Source organism: Haemophilus parainfluenzae (genome assembly GCF_003252795.1).
Lineage (GTDB): Bacteria > Pseudomonadota > Gammaproteobacteria > Enterobacterales > Pasteurellaceae > Haemophilus_D > Haemophilus_D parainfluenzae_K.
In genome coordinates this window covers 403,517-424,509 of record NZ_QEPQ01000002.1, presented here as the reverse complement: position 1 = coordinate 424,509, position 20,993 = coordinate 403,517, and the positions used below count along the sequence as shown (strand labels likewise).

Genomic DNA, 20,993 nt, shown 5'->3' with positions numbered 1-20,993 from the left:
ATTGACCGCACTTTTGCATTCTAGAGATAACATGCCATCACAACAGCATTTTCTCGTCCACCATCCGGTTTCGGATAATAATTCTTACGAATATCAACCTCATTAAATCCCAACTTTTCATAAAGGAAACGAGCGGGATTCGATTCACGTACTTCCAGCCAAAGGGTTTGAATGCCTTTCTCTTTCAGCTTATCCATTAAACCTTGCAATAAAAACGAGCCGTAGCCATTTCCTTGTTGAGCTGGATCTATCGCAATATTGAATAATGTGGCTTCATCTAATACCGTGTGGCAAATAGCAAAACCAAACACTCGCTCCTTCTCCACTAATTTCAAATTGAGATAACGCTCTCCGACATTATTTTTCAATGTTCCCAATGACCAAGGCACAAGGTGTGCAGCTTGTTCAATTTCATATAAGCGATCCATATCGCATTCTTCAATAGGAAAAAGAGAAGGCATAATGATTAAATTTGTTGGATTTGTTGCCAAAGCTCACGCTTAGCTTGACTATCTTGCTGGAATTGTTGCCAATCAACAGAGCGATAAACACGCTCTGCATTTAAGCAATAAGGCAAAGTGCGGTCGATTTCATCTGCATTTTCAGCTAATAACCAATACCGCACAGAATGTTGTAATGTGATATGTTGAATTTGATCGAAATTCAGGCAAAGGCAATCTTCTTTATTTAACTCGAGTGCGAGTCGAACATCTGAAAAAAGTGGGGAGTTCGATACATTATCTTTTGCCACCACAATAAATTTCACTTGTTCAGAAACACTCACACCGACCACCCCTTGTAATACTTCCGGGCGATAGAGCTGCCAACGGGTTATCCCCATTTCATTTAAAAGAAGATTGCGTCTATCCATAGATTAACGAGCGATAGTATCTAGCGGATAATCTCTTAAACCTTTAACAATTGCTTGTTCTTGCGCTTCGGTTGGTTTTTCTTGATATGCTTTTAAGCTACGGAAAGAAAGAATATTTTTCGCTTGATAAACCACGGCGATAAAACGTTGGAAATCTTTACCATCACAAGCATAGTAAACATCTGAAGCGCTACCAATTGTTTTTAACTCACATACTTTTTTGTTTGCATCAAGATATTTTGTCGTTAATGCAGGAACATGCGAAACATCTTTTAGATAATAGGTTTCACTCATAATGAATTTACGATTGCTACGATCTATATTAGCCGCGCCACTTAAGAAACGCGGATCTTCTGATTTATCAAAAGCTTTCGTTTGTTTATAGAATTTTTCGCCGTTGAAAGTGACTTCTTGGTTACCTTTTTTGATACGCTCAAACTGTGCATCTAAGCTTTGTGCTTGTGCCGCAGGTAATTCAACTGTTGAGCTAGTTGGTAAGGTTGAAGGTTGTTGTTTGCTACCTTGAATTTGTTCGATTAATTGACAGCCGGACAATAAACTTGCCATTGCCACTGCAGTGATGATTTTTTTCATAAATAATTCCTTAATAAATACGTCTAAATCGTTATCTTTTGTTAGAATAACACGTAATTTTAACTAATAAACTACAGGATTTAAAGCGTGATTTCTCTCGAAAGCGAAGTTTTACAACGCCATCTTCCCCTTTTTAACGGTAAATCAATTCTTCTTGCCGGTGGCATTAATGATGATTTTCCTCAAATATTGCAAAAACATTGTCAATCCGTACAAATTTGGAGCTGGTATTTTGATTATGCTAAAACCCAAAGTGCGGTCAATTTTGAGGTTGAATTTCAACCGCAAGCCGAGTTGATTATTTATTATTGGACAAAAAACAAACAAGAAGTGAATTTTCAGCTGATGCAACTACTCGCCAAAAGTAAAATTGGTCAAGAAGTATTGATTATCGGTGAAAATCGTTGTGGCGTCCGTTCAGCTGAAAAGCTGCTTGAACCTTATGGTGAAATTGGCAAAATTGACTCAGCGCGTCGTTGCGGTTTATATCATTTTTCCTTACAAAAACAACCGCACTTTGATCTTCAATCTTATTGGAAATGCTACCAAAATGATGCATTAGGCGATCTCCGTATTTACAGCTTGCCGGGTGTATTCAGTGCCAATGAACTTGATAGTGGAACGTCACTTCTGCTTTCCACTTTAACCTCACCTGTTCAAGGCAAAGTATTAGACGTTGGTTGTGGTGCGGGTGTCATTGGTTCAATGATTAAAAAACATCACCCTAAAGCAGATGTGACTATGACTGATATTCATGCGATGGCTATTCAATCTGCTCGTCAAACACTGGCAGAAAATCAGCTTGAAGGTCAGGTTATCGCAAGTGATGTGTTTTCCCATATTGAGGGAAAATTTGATCTGATTATTTCAAACCCGCCTTTCCACGATGGAATCGATACCGCTTATCGTGCGGCGAAAGAACTTATTCAACAAGCAAAATGGCATTTGACGGCAGGTGGCGAACTTCGTATTGTTGCTAATGCATTTCTGCCCTATCCCGATTTATTAGCGCAACATTTCGGTAAGTTTGAAGTCCTTGCTCAAACCACCAAATTTAAAGTGTATTCCGTGAGAAATTAAGGAGAAAACAATGTTTGTAACCAGTTCAGCCATTCAAAATGGTGCTTTTGAAGACAAATATGGCAAACGCGGCTCACAATTTAGCCCAAATGGTATGCCGACCTACTCTATTCCATTTGAAATTCACGATGCCCCTCAAGGCACTAAATCCTTTGCAGTTGTCTTAGAAGATAAAGATGCAATTACGGCAAGTGGCTTTGTGTGGATTCATTGGCTTATTGTGGATCTTGAACGTACCGTTATCCAAGAAAATGAAAGCCAAACCGCAACAGATTATGTACAAGGTGCAAATACTTGGGCGAGTAAATTAGGTCAATTTGATATTGAAGAAGCCTCATTCTATGGTGGTATGGCACCACCAAACTGCTTGCATCGTTACGAGCTTATTGTATATGCGCTCGATACCAAACTTAACCTGAAACCGGGATTCCGTTTTAATGATCTACATTTTGCGATGCAAGGGCATATATTGGATCAAGCCGTGGTGATGGGCACTTATGATGTTTAATCATTTATAGTTCATCCTAAAAACACCATAAAAAATGACCGCACTTCAACAAAGTGCGGTCATTTCTTTTAGGACTTTATAACGTGATTTTATTCGCGTCTTGCACTAATTTCGCATGTGCTTTTTTCTGTTCTTTCATCTTATTGCTCGTTTCACGGCGTTGAGTAGAAAGTTCAGCATTGCGAATGTTGTAATCATCTACACGACCTTCATAGTCATCACGCATATTTTCGATAATCGCACGAACATCTTCAATGCTCATATCATCACGAATATATTGATTTAAGTTATCTAATAATAAGACACGTTTTTGGTTATCACGAATTTTGCGGTTGTTGTCTTCAATGTCGCGCTTAAGTTTATTTTTTAAACGATATAAACGCACATACTCTAATACTTCTTGGAAGGATTTATTTACATTTCCCATGATCGACTCTCTCAAAGTTAAAAATAAACTTCGGGTAATGTAGCCTTTTTTTTCGTCCCCGTCAAAAGCTTAAATTTAAATTGATGGATTAGATCAAAAAACTGTTTGATTTAGTTGATTATCCTATTCGGTAGTGGTAAAAATGAAGAATCTATTCAAAATAAAATAAGGAAACACAATGTCAAAAGTCTTTAATTTTAGTGCTGGTCCAGCCATGATTTTCCCTGAGGTACTACACAAAGCACAAGCTGAGCTAACTAACTGGCTTGGTCAAGGTGTGTCTGTGATGGAAGTCAGCCACCGTGGCAAATATTTTATGGAATTGATTACCCAAGCAGAAAAAGATCTGCGTGAAGTGTATAACATTCCAGATAATTATCGCGTGTTATTCCTACAAGGTGGTGCACGTGGTCAATTTGCAGCATTACCGATGAACCTAATTGGTGAGAAAGGTAAAGCACTTTACTTAAATAGCGGTCACTGGTCTGCAACCGCAGCAAAAGAAGCGCGTAACTTTGCTGAAATTGATGAAATTACCATTGTGGAAAATGGTGAGCACACACGCATTACCAACCTTGATTTCAGCGACATTGCGGAACAATACGATTACGTTCACTATTGCCCAAATGAAACCATCAGCGGTGTTGAAATTTTTGGTGTACCGAATGTGGGCAATGCGGTACTTGTAGCCGATATGTCATCTAATGTGCTCTCTCGCGAAATTGATATTAGCAAATTTGGTGTCATTTACGCTGGTGCACAAAAAAATCTTGGTCCAGCAGGGATTACACTTGTAATTATTCGCGATGATTTAATTGGTCATGCTCGCCAAGCAACACCATCAATTTGGAATTACGCCACACAACGTGATGCTGATTCTATGATCAATACCCCGCCAACATTTGCTTGGTATCTCTGTTCATTGGTCTTCAAACACATTCAAGCAATTGGCGGCTTAAAAGAAATTGCCAAACGTAACGCAGTGAAAGCGCAAACTCTTTATGACTACATTGATAGCAGCAAACTCTATCGTAACGTGGTAGCTAAAGAAAACCGCTCAACCATGAATGTCACATTTGTGACAGGCAACCCTGAACTTGATGCTAAATTTGTTGCAGAATCGACAGCTGCTGGCCTTCAAGCCTTAAAAGGTCACAAAGTGTTAGGTGGTATGCGTGCATCTATCTACAATGCAATGCCATTAGAAGGTGTACAAGCGCTCATTGAATTCATGAGAAAATTTGAAGCTGAAAACAGCTAATTATCTGGTTAATTAAACTCAACGTGCGGGCTGAAAGGCCCGCTCGTCTTTATAAGGAAAGCATATGCAATACATCAACGTTGCCAATCAAGGCGTAAAATCTCTTTCACCTTACCAAGCCGGAAAACCCATCGAAGAACTTGAACGTGAATTAGGCATTACTGATATCGTTAAACTGGCCTCAAATGAAAACCCTTTCGGCTTTCCTGAAAGTGCGAAAAAAGCCATTCAAGCCCAACTTGATTATTTAACTCGCTACCCTGATGCGAATGGTTTTGAACTTAAAGCGGCTATTGCGAAGAAATTTGGTGTGCAACCAAACCAAATCACCCTTGGCAATGGTTCTAACGATTTATTAGAGCTCTTTGCTCATACCTTTGCTGGTGAGCATGATGAAGTGATTTATTCACAATACGCCTTTATTGTTTACCCTTTAGTGACCAAAGCCATTAACGCCGTTGCAAAAGAAATTCCTGCTAAAGATTGGGGACACGATTTAAACGGATTTTTGACCGCACTTTCAGATAAAACCAAGCTGATTTTTATTGCCAATCCAAACAATCCAACGGGGAATTTCTTAACGGAAGCAGAATTGGATGCTTTCTTGGCAAAAGTACCTGAAAATGTGATTGTGGTATTAGATGAAGCTTATACTGAATTTACCCATCCAAGCGAACGGGTTAATTCTTTTGCGTTACTGGAAAAATACCCAAACCTTATCGTTTCTCGCTCCCTATCAAAAGCTTATGGATTGGCGGGTTTACGCATTGGTTACGCAGTCTCTAATCCTGAAATCGCAGACTTATTAAACCGTGTTCGTCAACCGTTTAACTGTAATAGCCTTGCTTTAACCAGTGCGATTGCGGTGATGAACGATGATGCCTTTGTCGAAAAAGTGGCGGAGAACAATCGCCAAGAAATGAAACGTTATGAGGCCTTCTGCCAACAATATGGTTTAGACTTTATTCCATCTAAAGGTAACTTTATTACCATTGATTTTAAACAACCAGCCGCACCAATTTATGATGCATTATTACGTGAAGGCGTCATTGTTCGCCCAATTGCAGGCTATGGCATGCCAAATCACTTACGTATCAGTATTGGCTTACCACAAGAAAATGACAAATTTTTTACTGCACTCGTTAAAGTGCTGAATTTAGGAAAATAAAAATAAGGCGCTTTCTTTTAACGAGAAAGCGCCTTTTTATTTATTCAGGGAAAATCTCATTCAATATCAATGCAATCCCATCATCATTATGCGAAGCGGTGACGCGATTGGCGGCTTTTTTAATCTCATCGGGAGCATTGCCCATTGCCACGCCTAATCCCACGCTTTCTAACATATCTAAATCGTTAAAGTTATCACCGAAAGCGACACATTCTTCCATCTTCACATGAAAATAATCTTCAAGAAAACGTACCGCGTTACCTTTTGTCGCGGATTTATGCATCACTTCAAGGAAATTCGCATGAGAACGGCAAATACTTAAATGCGGGAATTTCTCTTTCAAGATTTGCTCAATAGCAATCACTTCATCTGTTTCACCAATGATTTGAATTTTATGTGGAGAATAGACCGCACTTTCATCATAAGGATCAATCTGAATGCCTGTCACGCTACGTTCATAAATCACCCATTTATTATCCAAATCGCGAGCGACGCAATCATCATAGGTATAATAATTGACACCTAACGCAGGATGATCTGCTAATACTTGGTTAATGGCTTGGATATCAGCAGAATCAATTTGTACCGAATAAATAGGCGTAGCGTTTTTATCTAAAATCAAGGCACCACTGAATGCCACAATGATGTTGTAATTTTCAATAAGTTTCGCATAAGGCCAAATACCAAGCGGCGAACGAGCAGAGATTGGTGTAAATGGAATACCTTGTTTTGTAATGCGTTGAAGTGCATCTAAGGTTTTAGGCGAAATTCGATGATCCGACGTTAATAAGGTACCATCAAAATCACTGAATACGGCTTTATACATAATTGCTCCAAATAGTTATTATTTTTCGGAAAGGTAAGGATCGGCAAAGCCCAAACCCTGCATAATTTCAGTTTCTAAACTTTCCATTTCTTCGGCTTCATCATCTTCAATGTGATCGTACCCCAACAAATGTAAGCTGCCATGCACAATCATATGCGCCCAATGTGCCATTAAAGGCTTTTCTTGCTCGATAGCTTCACGCTCCACCACTTGACGGCAAATCACCAAATCGCCCAACAATGGCAACTCCACTTCATCAGGGCATTCAAAAGGGAAAGACAACACATTGGTTGGACGATCTTTTCCACGATAAGTCAAATTCAAGTCATGGCTTTCCGCTTCATCCACAATGCGCACCGTCATTTCCACATTATCACTTTCTGGTTGCACTGCAGCGGTTGCCCATTGCAGAATTTGCGCTTCTGATGGCAAGCCTTCTGTATTTTCACAGGCCAGTTGCAAATCGATAATCATATTGCCCATGTTATTCTCCTAAATTCGTTTCATTTTCTGACCGCACTTTTTGCTCACGTTCAGCTCGACGCTGCGCTGCAATTTCTTGACGGCGGATTTCATCTTGGGCTTCCCATTCTTCGTAAGCTTGCACCACTTTTGCTACCACAGGATGCCGCACAATATCTTTACTTTCAAAGTAGTTAAAGCTTAATTCCGACACTTTGCTTAACACTTCCATGGCGTGGCGTAAACCTGATTTTGTACTACGTGGTAAATCGATTTGAGTCACATCCCCTGTAATCACGGCTTTGGAATTAAAACCAATACGAGTCAAAAACATTTTCATTTGTTCGACCGTCGTATTTTGGCTTTCATCTAGAATGATAAAACTGTCATTGAGTGTGCGACCACGCATATAAGCCAATGGTGCGATTTCAATCACATTACGCTCCATTAATTTTTGTACACGTTCAAAGCCAAGCATTTCAAATAACGCATCATAAAGTGGTCGTAAATAAGGTTCAATTTTTTGGCCTAAATCACCCGGCAAGAAACCTAATTTTTCGCCCGCTTCCACCGCAGGACGAGTCAGCAAAATGCGACGAATTTCTTGACGTTCTAATGCCTCAACAGCCGCTGCTACGGCTAAAAAGGTTTTCCCTGTGCCAGCGGGTCCAATCCCAAAACTAATATCGTGCGTAAGAATATTATGTAAATACTGAATTTGATTTTCACCACGCGGTTTAATCAAACCTCGCTTGGTTCTAATTGTGGTGCTATAGACGTGATTTTTACTGTGTGACTCACTGCCTTCTTGCGATAACATTCTGCTCTCTTGCAAGGCAATATGCACATCTTCCAAATCAAGTTCTTTCACTTTCCCCTTAATTGGTGCTGTCTCTACATATAATGCCTGGATTAATTTAGCCGCACGCTCAATTAATTGCTCATGATGTGGTTTCGGACTTTCATCGTTAGATTTCACCGTGAAAGTAAAATTATTGCGGAAAATATTGAGGTTAAATTCTTTTTCAATCAGTTTGATATTTTCATCGAATGCACCGCAAAGGGATTGCAGACGATCATTTTCTTGAGGTTCTAAGGTAAAAGTTGTCATTAAATTTCATTTTAGAATTGTGAATACTGTCTCCATTTTAGCCTAATTAGGATGAATGTAAAACGGGCTTCACCAACTGATGAAGCCCGATAACTAAATTAAGGCAATTCAGGGAAAAGCATCTTAATCACATTCATTGTCAATCGTCGAGATTGTCCACTAAATGGGAAAATATGCATCATCATCATAGGATTAAAGTTTGCCTCAATCACACCCCACGAACGTAAACTCGGTTCTGCCGGCTGTTTCAAATCAGGAATAATTAAATCTACACCACAAACTGCCGCCCCCATTGCCTTGCTAATCCCTACCGCAATCTCTTTGTAACTGGCATGCATTTCATCCGTCATGTCAATAGAATCGCCGCCGGTACTAATATTAGAATTCGCACGTAATTGAACAAGTTGATCTTTTGCAGGAATAGAATTCACGGTTAATCCTTGTTCCTTAAGCTGCAACTGCTCAATATCCCCCAATGCTATTTTTTTCAATGGTGTACGACTGCCATCGCCCCGTAAAGGATGATCATTTTTAGCGGCAACTAATTCAGCAACGGTATGTACGCCATCTCCAATTACATTTGCTGGAACACGTAATAAGACGGCTAACGTTTGATCCCCCAGCACAAAGAAACGATATTCAGTGCCAAGTAGATAATCTTCAACCATGATCTCTTTATCTTCGCGGAAAGCAATCTCTACTGCTTTTGCAAAATCATCTCTATCCGTTACACCTTGTTGGAAAATACTGATCCCTAAACCAAAATTCGTTGATTTTGGCTTAATCACGACAGCTCGATTCTCAAAAAGTGGGAAATTTTCGACCGCACTTTTCACATCGGTAAACTCAAGGCTTTGCGGTACATTAAATCCGGCTTTCGCTAACACTTTCTTCGTCACTACTTTATTTTCCATGATGAGTGGAGAAATATAGCTATCGTGAGAAGTCATATTACCGTTTTTCACATATTCCAAATGGTCGCCAAATTGAAGACTGATAAATTGATCGCGTTCATCTAAAATCTCAATCTTTAGCCCTTTTTGGATTGCATCAAACAATAACGCTTGTGTGGACAGTTCCATATTATCAAACGCAGTTAATGCATAAAAACGTTCAAAGGCTTTTGCTTTATTGGATTGCGCGATATCCGCCCCTAATTGTTGGTAACTGTCGACCTGTTCAATTGCCGCGACTACTTTTGCACAAAGCGTTTGGCTTGGATCCGCAAATTGTCCTAATTTGTCTTTAACAATCGTTTTAATCTCATCACTCACATTGAGTTGCTCAAGCATTTTGAGCATTTCAAGGAGGACTAATTCCCCTTCTACCGCATAAGCACTTTGCTGTCTTGGGTCTTCCCATGCCACTTCAGCAAGACGTGCTTTACCTAATTTTATGCCCTCTTGATCAGCAGTATCGTCAAGCCATGCCATTAACAAAATAAAATAATGAATGAATTTCGCGTCAGCGAGTTCCATTCCATAAGGTGCAAACGGATTGAGATCAAACAAACGAAATTCTAAATATTGAATTCCTTTTTCAAGTAAATCTCGCGCTTTTTTAGCACCTCGCAAACGTACACTCGAGTAAAACTCTTTTTCCGCAATCAAATCACCCGATTTCACCCAGTGTTCTAGCGTCTCAACATACTCTTGCAAACTGTCATAAGAAACGTGGATCTTCGGATCATTCACATAACCATATTTCCCTGAACGTAAACTGCGAACATATTGATGCGATTTAAGTGGTGAATGACCTCTGAAATATTTTTCCTCTACCGTCGGTGTCGCAGAAAACAGATAAAGCAGAATCCATTGATAGCGTAAGAAGTTTTTGGCTATTTTTAGGTAAAAATTATTTCGAAAATCAACCGCACTTTGTGTTTCATTTTGTGCATGAAATAAGGCATCAATAAACTTAGGGTCAATTTGAAAATTGTAATGAATACCACTGACCATTTGCTTATATTTACCGTAAGACTGGACTAAATGCTCCCGATAAGCCACATCTTCCTGATTATCTAATTGTGCAACCTTAATTTGCTCTTCTGGTGGTAACCCTGCAGGCATACTAAAAGGAAAAATAAATTCATCCTCCGGTAAAGTTCGCAAAGTCACTTCATGAATGGCTGAAAGCCAACGTAATGTATCCTCTAATTTTTTCATCGGAGGGGTTACCAATTCCAACTGACTTTCTGCAAAATCAGTTTGAATATAAGGGTGAAAACGACGATTACCAAAAGCTTTAGGATGCGGTGACGTCACAATTGAACCATCTGCATATACCCGTTGACTTTCCTTTTCAATCCCAAACGACCCTTGCTGGAATAAGAGCTCTAAATGATGTTGTTTAATGATTTGCTGAATATTCATATCCGTCCTTATTAGAAATTTCTACTAGACATTATGGAGAAAAATCAACATAGGACGAAGTAAAAAAATAGAATGGGATATGAAATTTTGATATAAGAGAAAAACATCTGAGAATTATTTGCATTATCTCTTTTAAATATATTAGAATGGGACGAATTTTATTTTCAGAAAATGGGCGATTTGCCCGATAACATAAAGGAGTTTTCATGAAAATTAAGCACTTCCAAATTGCCGCACTAACTGGCTTAATGGCGTTTGCAGGATTCGCTTCTGCAGATATTACTGTTTACAATGGACAGCACAAAGAAGGTTCTCAAGCTGTTGCTGATGCATTTACAAAAGCAACGGGCATTAAAGTGACCTTAAACAGTGCTAAAAGTGATCAACTTGCAGGTCAATTAAAAGAAGAGGGCGATAAAACCCCTGCTGACGTATTCTTTTCTGAACAAACTGCACCTTTCGCTGCCCTGTCTGATGCAGGCTTATTAGAACCGCTTTCTGCAGATACTATTAAACAAACTGCACACAAGGGCGTTCCTCTTGCACCGAAAAAAGACTGGGTCGCATTAAGCGGTCGTTCTCGTGTTGTGGTTTACGATCACACTAAATTATCTGAAAAAGACATGGAAAAATCCGTGTTAGATTATGCAACACCAAAATGGAAAGATAAAATTGGTTACGTTCCAACTTCAGGCGCATTCTTAGAGCAAGTTGTTGCGATTACCAAATTAAAAGGTAAAGATGCCGCTCTTAAATGGTTAAAAGGCTTAAAAGAAAACGGTAAACTTTATGCGAAAAACAGCGTTGCTCTTCAAGCGGTTGAAAATGGTGAAGTACCAGCAGCCTTAATCAACAACTATTACTGGTATACACTTGCAAAAGAAAAAGGTGCTGATAACCTCAAAACACGCCTTTACTTTATTCGTCATCAAGATCCTGGTGCATTAGTGACTTATTCTGGTGCGGCTGTATTAAAAGGCTCTAAAAATAAAGAAGAAGCGAAAAAATTCGTTGATTTCTTAGCAAGTAAAGAAGGACAAGAAGCATTTGTTTCAGTACGTGCAGAATACCCACTTCGTACCGATGTGGTTTCTCCATTTAACATGGAACCTTATGCAAAATTAGAAGCGCCAGTTGTTTCAGCAACCACCGCTGAAGACAAAGACAACGCAAATAAACTTATTGAAGAAGCTGGTTTGAAATAAGTTTAATTTGCTATGCAATATAGGGCGTGTCATACACGCCCTTCTGTTATTTACTCTACTTACTCTACACTAATATTTTCAAAGGATTTTTTGTGTCTAATCGCCCACCTCGCTGGCTTATAGCCTTAATCGTGCTGATTAGTTTGCCATTATTATTACCTTTTTTATATGTTATTGAGCGTGCTGCAGATGTTGGATTAGCTCGCAGCATTGAATTACTTTGGCGCCCAAGAATGTGGGAATTGCTCAGTAATACCCTACTTTTAATGGTATTTGTCACGCTTTTTGCCATTATTCTCGGCACGTTATGTGCATTTTTATTAGAACGTTATCGCTTTTGGGGAAAAGGCTTTTTCCAAGTCGCCATGACGCTCCCTCTTTGTATTCCGGCTTTTGTCAGTTGTTTTACGTGGATCAGTCTCACCTTCAGAGTGGAAGGCTTCTGGGGAACCATCGGTATTATGACGCTGAGTTCTTTCCCGCTTGCTTATCTCCCTGTTGCGGCAACCTTAAAAAGACTCGACCGCTCTTTAGAAGAAGTAAGCCTTTCATTGGCTAAAAGCCATACTTACACATTTTGGCATGCGATTTTTCCACAACTCAAACCCGCCATTGGTAGCAGCGTATTATTAATTGCGCTTCATATGTTGGTAGAGTTTGGTGCCGTATCTATTTTAAATTATCAAACCTTCACTACCGCTATTTTCCAAGAATATGAAATGGCCTTTAATAACAACACCGCCGCCTTACTCTCTGGCGTGTTAATGGTGATCTGTATTCTTGTTGTGATGGGCGAGATTCGTTTTAGAGGCACACAAACACTCTATCAAAGTGGTAAAGGGGTAATTCGCCCTTATCCATTAAAAACACTCTCAGCAGGAAAACAAATTTTAGTGACTGGCTTTTTCATGACCATTTTTGTGCTCAGTATTGGTGTGCCGATTACTATGCTGATTTATTGGCTAGCAGTGGGAAGTTCCATTGAAGGTGCGGTCGATTTTGGGGAATTTTTTACTGCCTTCACAAATTCACTGACAATATCAACTCTAGGTGCAGCACTTACCGTTGTTTGTGCTTTGCCGTTGGTATGGGCCGCAGTGCGCTATCGCAGTAAATTGACGATTTGGCTTGATCGAATTCCTTATCTACTTCACGCAGTGCCGGGGCTTGTTATCGCATTATCCTTGGTTTTCTTTACCATCAACTATGCGTATTCGCTTTATCAAACCTTTGCCATGGTTATCGTTGCCTACTTTATGCTTTATCTTCCAATGGCACAAACGACCTTACGAGGATCGCTTGAACAGATGTCTGATAACATCGAAAAGGTGGGGCAAAGCTTAGGGCGTAGCAACTTTTATATTTTCCGTACCTTAGTCATCCCCGCTATGTTACCTGGGATTGCTGCCGCCTTTGCTTTAGTTTTTTTAAACTTAATGAAAGAGCTTACCGCAACCCTATTATTGACCCCAAATGACATTAAAACGCTTTCAACCGCAGTATGGGAATATACATCCGATGCGCAATATGCGGCAGCCACGCCTTATGCCATTATGTTAGTGCTATTTTCTGGGATTCCTGTATTTTTACTGAAACGATACGGTTTTAAATAACGAAAAGATAAAAATGACAACATTACTCGATATTAAAAATTTGAATAAATCCTTTAATGGGCAACAGGTTTTACACAATATCTCGCTACAATTAGAGAAAGGTGAAATCCTATTTCTTCTTGGTGCATCTGGTTGTGGGAAAACCACCTTATTGCGTAGCATTGCTGGTTTTGAACAACCAACAAGCGGTGAGATTTGGTTAAAAAATCAACCTATTTTTAACGACAATATCAATGTGCCAACCCAACAGCGCAAATTAGGTTATGTGGTACAAGAAGGTGTGTTATTCCCGCATTTAAATGTTTACCGCAACATTGCTTATGGCTTAGGCGATGGCAAAGGAAAAATAGAGGCGGAAAAACAACGCATACAGGAAGTAATGAAACTCACCGGCATTAGCAGCTTAGCCGATCGTTTTCCCCATCAACTTTCCGGCGGGCAACAACAGCGTGTGGCACTTGCTCGAGCCCTTGCGCCAAGCCCTGAACTCATCCTATTTGATGAACCATTCAGTGCGTTAGATGAGCATCTAAGAAATCAAATTCGTTACGATATGTTACAGGTATTAAGAGAAAGTAGTTCATCCGCTATATTTGTGACCCATGATCGTGATGAAGCGCTCTGTTATGCAGATAAAATTGCGGTGATTCAAGAAGGAAGAATCCTCCAAATTGCGACACCTAAAACACTGTATTGGTCACCACAGCATTTATCCATCGCAACATTTATCGGAGAAAGCATTATTTTTCCTGCAACATTAAAAAATGATGCTATCGCGACCTGTCAATTAGGTGAGGTTGCTGTCGAAAATAAAGGAAATGGTCATACGCAAGGGAAGGTTTTATTCCGCCCTGAGCAATTCTCTCTTGCAAAAAAAATCCAAGATCCGACTGCGTCTTTTAAAGGTGAGATTAAACAGATTGAATCGAGAGGACGCGCCATTAATCTTTGTATTGATGTAGGCGGTTATGAATTTAATCTTAATGAAGATCTCATTAATCATTACCAAGTTGGAGAACAAGTCACACTGTATTTATACGGAAAAGGGGTTTTCTATCATCACTAAAAAAGGCGGAACACATTGTTCCGCCCTTTTTATATAATTAATGTCCTAGTGATTTTCGCATCTTGATGTTGAGCATTTCCACCACTGCTGAGAAACCCATGGCAAAGTAAATGTAGCCTTTTGGAATATGAATATCCAAACTTTCCGCAATTAAACTTACTCCCACTAAAATTAAAAAGGCTAAGGCTAAAATCTTCAATGTTGGATGAGTATCTACAAAATCACCAATTGGTTTCGCCGCAAACATCATGACACCAACTGCAAGCATAATCGCCAAAATCATCACAGGAAGGTGATTTGCCATACCTACTGCCGTAATCACAGAGTCTAAAGAAAACACAATATCTAAAACAGCAATTTGGATTAACACGCCCAAGTAACTGACTTTCTTCTTGTTCGTTTCTTCTTCATGATGTGCTTCAGGATGCATCGCTTCTTTGATTTCGCCTGTACTTTTCACAATTAGGAATAAACCTCCAAGGAATAAAATCAAATCACGACCCGAAATTTCCTGACCAACTAAAGTGAATAGTGGCTCCGTTAATTTCATCATCCAAGAAAGGGAAACAAGAAGTAAAATACGGGTAATCATCGCTAATCCAAGACCGATAATACGACCAGATTGACGTTGATTTGCGGGTAAACGTCCCACTAAAATACTAATAAAAATAATGTTATCGATACCCAAGACGATTTCAAGTGCGGTCAAAGTAAGCAATGAAATCCATGCTTCAGGATCAACAAGCCATTCAAACATAATATGTTCCTATATAAAATCCGAAAGGTTGAATCATAGACAGTTCACGTAGAAAATCAAGATTTTTCCTAACTTTTTAAGGTCTCGAAAATCTTTTCTGCTAAGGCTTTAGAAATACCAGGTACAGAGGCAATTTCATCCAATGTGGCATTTTTGACACCTTGTAATCCACCTAAATATTTCAACAAGGCTTGGCGTCGTTTAGCACCTACCCCTTCAATGGTTTCTAAACCACTTTGGGTAAAGGCTTTTTGGCGTTTTTGACGATGACCACTAATCGCATGATTATGGCTTTCATCTCGAATATGTTGGATTAAATGCAGTGCAAGGCTATCATCCGGCAAGTGAATCTCACGATCTTGTTTGCTGATAATCAACACTTCTTGTCCTGCTCGACGATCCACACCTTTTGCCACACCAATTAAGTGCGGTCGATTTTTATCCCATTTTACGTTGAGGTGATGAAAAACCTCTAAGGCACGATTAAGCTGCCCTTTACCACCATCAATAAAAATAATATCGGGGATTTTATCTTCATCAAGATCTCGGTCGTAACGTTTCTTTAAGGCTTGCTCCATCGCTGCATAATCATCGCCGCCAGTAATGCCTTCAATATTAAAACGGCGATAATCTGATTTCAGTGGGCCTTCTTGATTAAATACCACGCAAGATGCCACGGTTTGATTCCCCATCGTATGGCTAATATCAAAACATTCCATACGTTTAATTTCAGGCATATCGAGCAATTCGCAAAGCGCTTGATAACGTTCGTGCATTCGAGAAGATTGTTTGAGCTGCGTTGCCAAAGCTGCTTTGGCATTAATTTGCGCTAGTTGTAGATATTTACCTTTATCGCCTTTAGCGGATTCTTGTATCACCACTTTTCGACCGGCTTGTTCAGTTAACAAGGCTTCAAGCTCAGCTTTTTCATCTAATTTATGATCCACAATAATACTATTAGGAATACTTCTGCCCTGATGACCTTGCAAATAAAACTGCCCAACAAAAGTGGCTGTGAGTTCAGATAAATCTGTATTAGCCGGCACTTTAGGAAAATAACTGCGGTTGCCCAATACTTTACCTTGACGAATAAACATCACCTGAACACAAGCTAAACCATGTTGATACGCAATAGACATAATATCCATGTCGTCCAAACGCTCATTGGATACGAATTGTTTTTCGATAACTGCACGAACCGCTTGAATTTGATCGCGATAACGTGCTGCCCCTTCAAAATCTAAGTCTCGGCTAGCCTGCTCCATTTTGCCTATCAGGTAATCTAATACTTGCTGATCTTTTCCTTGTAAAAATAGTCGTGCTAATTCAACTTGTTGGTTATATTCTTCATCGGTCACATAACCTGGCACACAAGGTGCTGAGCAACGCCCGATTTGATATTGCAAACAAGGGCGGGAACGATTGTTATAAACCGAATTTTCACATTGACGAACAGGGAACAATTTTTGCATTAACGACAAAGTTTCACGCACTGCACCGGCATGAGGATAAGGGCCAAAATATTCGCCTGCAATTTTTTTCGTTCCGCGATAAGAAGTAATACGAGGATGACGTTCTTTCGTCAGTAAAATAAAAGGATAGGATTTATCATCTCGCAATAATACGTTATAACGAGGCTGATAAAGCTTAATGAAATTATGCTCAAGCAATAACGCTTCAGTTTCAGAAGAAGTAATGGTTGTATCGATATGATGAATTGACGACACCAACGCTTCTGTTTTTTTGCTGCTTAAGTTTTTGCGGAAATAGCTGGAAAGTCGCTTTTTAAGATCTTTCGCTTTGCCCACATAAATAACCTGATCTTTATCGTCATACATACGATAAACACCAGGTTCATGAGAAACGTCTGAGAGAAACTTCTTGGAATCAAACATCAGTAAAAACTACGCCAAAATTGACCGCACTTTTTCTAAATCTTCAGCCGTATCCACACCAACAGCCGGGACTTCTTTCGCCAATTCCACATGAATACGCTCACCGTACCACAATACACGAAGTTGCTCTAACTTCTCTAAGTTTTCTAACTGCGTTGGTGCCCATTGCACATATTGTTTAATAAAGCCCGCACGGTAAGCATAAATACCAATATGGCGAAGATACACATCTGCAAGTTGTGCCTTTGAGATATCCTCTAATTGCATAAATTGATCACGATCGTAAGGGATTACTGAACGGGAAAAATATAAAACGTAGCCATCTTTATCCGTAACGACTTTCACGGCATTTGGATTAAATAACTCTTCCGCTTCATGAATTTTTACTGCAAGCGTTGCCATATTCACGTTAAATTTCGCTAAATTCTCTGCCACTTGACTCACAATAACGGGGGGGATTAACGGTTCATCCCCTTGGATGTTTACAATAATTTCATCATCAGCAATTCCGAGTTTACTCACTACTTCTGCTAAACGTTCCGTACCAGAATTATGCGCTTCTGATGTCATGCAAACTTCTGCCCCAAAAGCTTTTGCGGCCTTTTCAACTTGTTCGTTATCTGTCGCAATAATCACTCGGCTCGCGCCTGATTGCTGAGCTTTTTCAAAAACATGCTGAATCATGGGCTTACCGGCAATATCGGCTAGAGGTTTACCTGGTAAGCGGCTCGATGCAAAACGAGCAGGGATAATAACTGTAAATGACATAATCATTCCTTATTCTTTCAATGTTTCGGCTTTTTCTGCCAACAATACCGGCACGCCGTTTTCAATAGGATAAGCCACTTGCTCAAAAGGGCAAATGAGCCGTTGATTTTCTTGATCATATTTCAATCTTGCCAAACAGCGTGGGCAAGCGAGCACTTCTAATAATCGAGGATTGAGTTTCTCACGCATATTTCACTCGAATAGAGTTAAACTAAATGACGAATTTTTTCCCACAATTGTGGGAGTTTTTGACCTTGATTTTCAGCCTCAACAATCTCCGCATCAACGGGGACATACCACCAATTCTCTTTGGCAAACGCTTGGCATTTTACGGCATCCTTTTCCGTCATAAAGAGCGGTTGATTTTCAGCGAGTTTTTCTAATAATTGTGGCTCAAAATGTTGATGATCTTGAAAAGCTTTCGTATTGGCTAAACGAATATTTAAATTTTCCAACATCGTGAAAAAACGTTGAGGATTGCCAATTCCCGCAATGGCTGAACCTTGGGTAAACTCACTTAGCAAGCGTTTTTCTGCCGTCACTAAATTAATCGCATAGTGAGGAACCAATTGCATAATGGCATCTGAATAAGCATTTTTTCCGCCATTAGTAATCACAAAGTCCACACTTTTTAAACGACTTGGTAATTCACGCAAAGGCCCTGCGGGCAATACAAAGCCATTGCCTAAAGCTCGCTCTGCGTCCATCACAACAATCTCAATATCGCGTTGCAACTTATAATGTTGTAATCCATCATCAGAAATAATGAGATCACAATCCTGTGTTTTCAAGAGTAATTCGATAGCGTGTTGACGATTCGGTGAAATCACCACAGGCACACCTGTTCTTTTAGCAATTAAAACAGGTTCATCCCCCCCTTGAACGGGATCTGTTTCAGAAGTGACAAGCAAAGGATAGATTTTAGATTGGCTACCATAACCACGAGAAATCACGCCTACACGCAATCCTTGTTTTTGTAACTCTTCAACTAGCCACACCACGACAGGCGTTTTACCATTTCCGCCAACAGAAAGATTACCGACAATAATGACCGGTTTCGGAGATTTATAAGAGGATAAAATATTTAGGGAAAATAATGCTCGGCGAATTTGGCTAATCAACCAAAATAGCAGTGAAAAAGGCAGGAGCAACCAAGCAAACTTTGAATTAGAGTACCAAAAAGGCATTTCATTTATCCTATATTGATTTTGGGCGAACACATTGGTTCGCCCTTATTATATTATCCGCTAAACTGCATACTGTATAATTGTTTATACGCACCATCAAGTGCTAATAAATCTTGATGCGTACCGCGTTCTTTAATTTCACCGTGTTCAATAACTAAGATTTCATCGGCATTTTCAATGGTTGATAAACGATGTGCAATTACCAATACCGTACGATCTTTCTTCAGTTCTTCTAACGCAGACTGAATCGCACGTTCAGATTCGGTATCGAGTGCAGACGTCGCTTCATCTAAAATTAAGACAGGTGAATTACGCAATAGCGCACGAGCAATGGCTAAACGCTGACGTTGGCCGCCAGAAAGACTCGCACCATTTTCGCCGATTACTGTATCAAAACCTTGTGGAAGCTTCTCGATAAACTCCAGGGCATAAGCTGCTTTTGCCGCTTCGACAATTTGCTCACGACTGTATTTATCTTCTGCCGCGTAAGCAATATTATTGGCAATCGTATCGTTAAATAAATGTACTTGTTGAGAAACGACAGAACAATTCTCACGTAAATTAGATAAACGATAATCTTGAATTCTTACGCCATCTAATAAAATTTCGCCTTCTTCAATATCATAGAAACGCGTTACCAAATTGGCAATCGTTGATTTCCCCGAACCTGAACGTCCCACTAAAGCCACAGTTTTTCCTGCAGGCACACTAAAAGAGATATTATTTAAGGCTTTCTCTTCTTTTCCCTCATAAGCAAAACTCACGTTTTTAAATTCTAAATCACCTTTTGCGGGTTCTGCTTTATAGGTGCCATTATCTTTCTCTGTTTCCAAATCTAAGATGGCAAATAATGTCTGACAAGCCGCCATACCACGTTGAAACTGTGAGTTCACATTCGTCAAAGATTTCAACGGACGCATCATCGCTAACATGGAAGAAAAGACTACCGTAAAAGAACCCGCAGTTAAATTATCATCCGCGATTAATGGTGTGGTTGCCAAATAAAGCACCGCGGATAACGCCAAAGAAGCAATCACTTGTACAACAGGATCAGAAATGGCATCTGCAGTGACCATCTTCATGCCTTTACGACGCATATCGTTACTGACTTTATCGAAACGCTCTTCTTCCACTAATTGCCCACCAAAAGACAGCACCTCTTTATGCCCTTTTAGCATTTGTTCTGTCGCAGAAGTTAATTCCCCCATGGAATCTTGCATATTTTTACTAAGCTTACGGAAAATCTTGGATACCACACGGATAAGCACCGCAATAATTGGTCCAATGACGAAAAGCACTAACGTCAATTCCCAACTGGTATAGAACATCACCACGAGCAATGAAATTAAATAGGCACCTTCACGAACAATCGTCACTAATGAACTAGATGAAGAGTTGGCAATCATTTCTGAATCGTAGGTAATACGAGAAAGCAATTTCCCCGTTGAATTACGATCAAAGAAACTTACCGGCATAAACATTAAATGTTTAAACAAACGACGGCGCATAATCATCACTACTTTACCAGATACCCAAGCAAGGCAATAAGTAGAGATAAAGTTGGTCACACCACGCAACATAATCATGCCAACAACAACAAATGCCATCATTTTCAAGAAAGAATGATCAGCTTTTCCGAAACCATCATCAAGCAATGGTTTAAGCATATAAATAAGGCCTGAATCAGCCAATGCATTAAAAACGAGAGCGACAGCAGCGACAAATAAACCCGATTTAAAAGGTGAAATCATCGGCCATAAACGCTTAAAAGTTTGCGAGGTTGAGAAATCTTTATCTTGCATAGTTTGTTCTTGCATCACAT

21 protein-coding genes are annotated in these 20,993 nt (G+C 39.7%); 7 read left to right on the top strand and 14 right to left on the bottom strand.

The window, feature by feature from the left end; genetic code table 11:
* Positions 1–20: 20 nt before the first annotated feature.
* From rimI to DPV81_RS04610, 3 genes are read right to left on the bottom strand one after another with little or no spacing between them, the layout of a single operon-like run.
* Positions 21–461 (bottom strand): ribosomal protein S18-alanine N-acetyltransferase, encoded by a 441-nt coding sequence (rimI, locus tag DPV81_RS04620; RefSeq protein ID WP_111387039.1) that lies wholly within the window; start codon positions 459–461, stop codon positions 21–23.
* A gap of 5 nt (positions 462–466) precedes the next feature.
* The gene (locus DPV81_RS04615) at positions 467–871 is read right to left on the bottom strand and encodes a DNA polymerase III subunit psi (RefSeq protein WP_111386978.1); all 405 of its coding nucleotides are present in this window, start codon (positions 869–871) and stop codon (positions 467–469) included.
* 3 nt (positions 872–874) lie between these two features.
* Complete coding sequence (locus DPV81_RS04610) at positions 875–1,465, bottom strand: hypothetical protein (protein ID WP_111386977.1); 591 nt, start codon at positions 1,463–1,465, stop codon at positions 875–877.
* Between the two features lie 87 nt (positions 1,466–1,552).
* On the opposite strand from DPV81_RS04610, the gene rsmC reads away from it, so the two are divergent.
* Both rsmC and DPV81_RS04600 read left to right on the top strand, forming a co-directional pair.
* Entirely contained in the window at positions 1,553–2,545 is a 993-nt protein-coding gene (gene rsmC, locus DPV81_RS04605; RefSeq protein ID WP_111386975.1) for a 16S rRNA (guanine(1207)-N(2))-methyltransferase RsmC, read from the top strand.
* A 10-nt stretch (positions 2,546–2,555) separates the two neighbouring features.
* Positions 2,556–3,053 carry a YbhB/YbcL family Raf kinase inhibitor-like protein gene (locus tag DPV81_RS04600; protein WP_111386973.1) on the top strand — a complete coding sequence of 166 codons (498 nt, stop codon included), beginning with the start codon at positions 2,556–2,558 and terminating at the stop codon, positions 3,051–3,053.
* Between the two features lie 76 nt (positions 3,054–3,129).
* On the opposite strand, the gene DPV81_RS04595 is transcribed toward DPV81_RS04600, so the two are convergent.
* Positions 3,130–3,480 carry a DUF496 family protein gene (locus DPV81_RS04595; RefSeq protein ID WP_049362174.1) on the bottom strand — a complete coding sequence of 117 codons (351 nt, stop codon included), beginning with the start codon at positions 3,478–3,480 and terminating at the stop codon, positions 3,130–3,132.
* 178 nt (positions 3,481–3,658) lie between these two features.
* Between DPV81_RS04595 and serC the strand changes: the two genes are divergently transcribed.
* Together serC and hisC are read left to right on the top strand one after the other, a co-directional pair.
* Positions 3,659–4,741: a 3-phosphoserine/phosphohydroxythreonine transaminase gene (gene serC, locus DPV81_RS04590; protein WP_111386972.1), complete on the top strand. Its 1,083-nt coding sequence runs from the start codon at positions 3,659–3,661 to the stop codon at positions 4,739–4,741.
* 64 nt (positions 4,742–4,805) lie between these two features.
* Complete coding sequence (gene hisC / locus DPV81_RS04585; RefSeq protein WP_111386970.1) at positions 4,806–5,909, top strand: histidinol-phosphate transaminase; 1,104 nt, start codon at positions 4,806–4,808, stop codon at positions 5,907–5,909.
* A gap of 40 nt (positions 5,910–5,949) precedes the next feature.
* Here hisC and DPV81_RS04580 read toward each other — a convergent pair whose 3' ends face one another.
* The 4 genes from DPV81_RS04580 to gshAB all read right to left on the bottom strand — a co-directional run bounded on the left by DPV81_RS04580 (position 5,950) and on the right by gshAB (position 10,680).
* Positions 5,950–6,735 carry a Cof-type HAD-IIB family hydrolase gene (locus tag DPV81_RS04580; protein WP_070583220.1) on the bottom strand — a complete coding sequence of 262 codons (786 nt, stop codon included), beginning with the start codon at positions 6,733–6,735 and terminating at the stop codon, positions 5,950–5,952.
* Positions 6,736–6,753: 18 nt separating this feature from the next.
* Entirely contained in the window at positions 6,754–7,218 is a 465-nt protein-coding gene (ybeY, locus tag DPV81_RS04575; protein ID WP_049374391.1) for an rRNA maturation RNase YbeY, read from the bottom strand.
* A 1-nt stretch (position 7,219) separates the two neighbouring features.
* The gene (locus DPV81_RS04570) at positions 7,220–8,308 is read right to left on the bottom strand and encodes a PhoH family protein (protein ID WP_070583221.1); all 1,089 of its coding nucleotides are present in this window, start codon (positions 8,306–8,308) and stop codon (positions 7,220–7,222) included.
* Between the two features lie 98 nt (positions 8,309–8,406).
* On the bottom strand, positions 8,407–10,680 hold the full coding sequence (gshAB, locus tag DPV81_RS04565) for a bifunctional glutamate--cysteine ligase GshA/glutathione synthetase GshB (protein ID WP_111386968.1): 2,274 nt from the start codon (positions 10,678–10,680) through the stop codon (positions 8,407–8,409).
* 206 nt (positions 10,681–10,886) lie between these two features.
* Between gshAB and DPV81_RS04560 the strand changes: the two genes are divergently transcribed.
* The 3 genes from DPV81_RS04560 (at position 10,887) to DPV81_RS04550 (ending at position 14,564) form a co-directional block, all read left to right on the top strand.
* Complete coding sequence (locus DPV81_RS04560; protein WP_111386967.1) at positions 10,887–11,885, top strand: iron ABC transporter substrate-binding protein; 999 nt, start codon at positions 10,887–10,889, stop codon at positions 11,883–11,885.
* A 92-nt stretch (positions 11,886–11,977) separates the two neighbouring features.
* Positions 11,978–13,498, top strand: a complete 1,521-nt coding sequence (locus DPV81_RS04555; RefSeq protein ID WP_111386965.1) for an ABC transporter permease — start codon at positions 11,978–11,980, stop codon at positions 13,496–13,498.
* Between the two features lie 13 nt (positions 13,499–13,511).
* Complete coding sequence (locus DPV81_RS04550) at positions 13,512–14,564, top strand: ABC transporter ATP-binding protein (RefSeq protein ID WP_111386963.1); 1,053 nt, start codon at positions 13,512–13,514, stop codon at positions 14,562–14,564.
* Between the two features lie 37 nt (positions 14,565–14,601).
* Here DPV81_RS04550 and DPV81_RS04545 read toward each other — a convergent pair whose 3' ends face one another.
* The 6 genes from DPV81_RS04545 to msbA form a co-directional block, all read right to left on the bottom strand.
* Positions 14,602–15,321: a TerC family protein gene (locus DPV81_RS04545; RefSeq protein ID WP_111386961.1), complete on the bottom strand. Its 720-nt coding sequence runs from the start codon at positions 15,319–15,321 to the stop codon at positions 14,602–14,604.
* 68 nt (positions 15,322–15,389) lie between these two features.
* A complete protein-coding gene (gene uvrC / locus DPV81_RS04540; protein ID WP_070852999.1) occupies positions 15,390–17,216 on the bottom strand; it encodes an excinuclease ABC subunit UvrC in 1,827 nt (608 codons plus the stop codon).
* Positions 17,217–17,225: 9 nt separating this feature from the next.
* Positions 17,226–17,984 carry a 3-deoxy-manno-octulosonate cytidylyltransferase gene (gene kdsB / locus DPV81_RS04535; protein ID WP_111386959.1) on the bottom strand — a complete coding sequence of 253 codons (759 nt, stop codon included), beginning with the start codon at positions 17,982–17,984 and terminating at the stop codon, positions 17,226–17,228.
* A gap of 9 nt (positions 17,985–17,993) precedes the next feature.
* The gene (locus DPV81_RS04530; protein WP_111386958.1) at positions 17,994–18,173 is read right to left on the bottom strand and encodes a Trm112 family protein; all 180 of its coding nucleotides are present in this window, start codon (positions 18,171–18,173) and stop codon (positions 17,994–17,996) included.
* 17 nt (positions 18,174–18,190) lie between these two features.
* Positions 18,191–19,171, bottom strand: coding sequence for a tetraacyldisaccharide 4'-kinase (gene lpxK, locus DPV81_RS04525; RefSeq protein ID WP_111386956.1), 981 nt, complete (start codon positions 19,169–19,171; stop codon positions 18,191–18,193).
* Between the two features lie 53 nt (positions 19,172–19,224).
* On the bottom strand, positions 19,225–20,988 hold the full coding sequence (gene msbA, locus DPV81_RS04520) for a lipid A ABC transporter ATP-binding protein/permease MsbA (protein WP_111386954.1): 1,764 nt from the start codon (positions 20,986–20,988) through the stop codon (positions 19,225–19,227).
* Positions 20,989–20,993 lie beyond the last annotated feature (5 nt).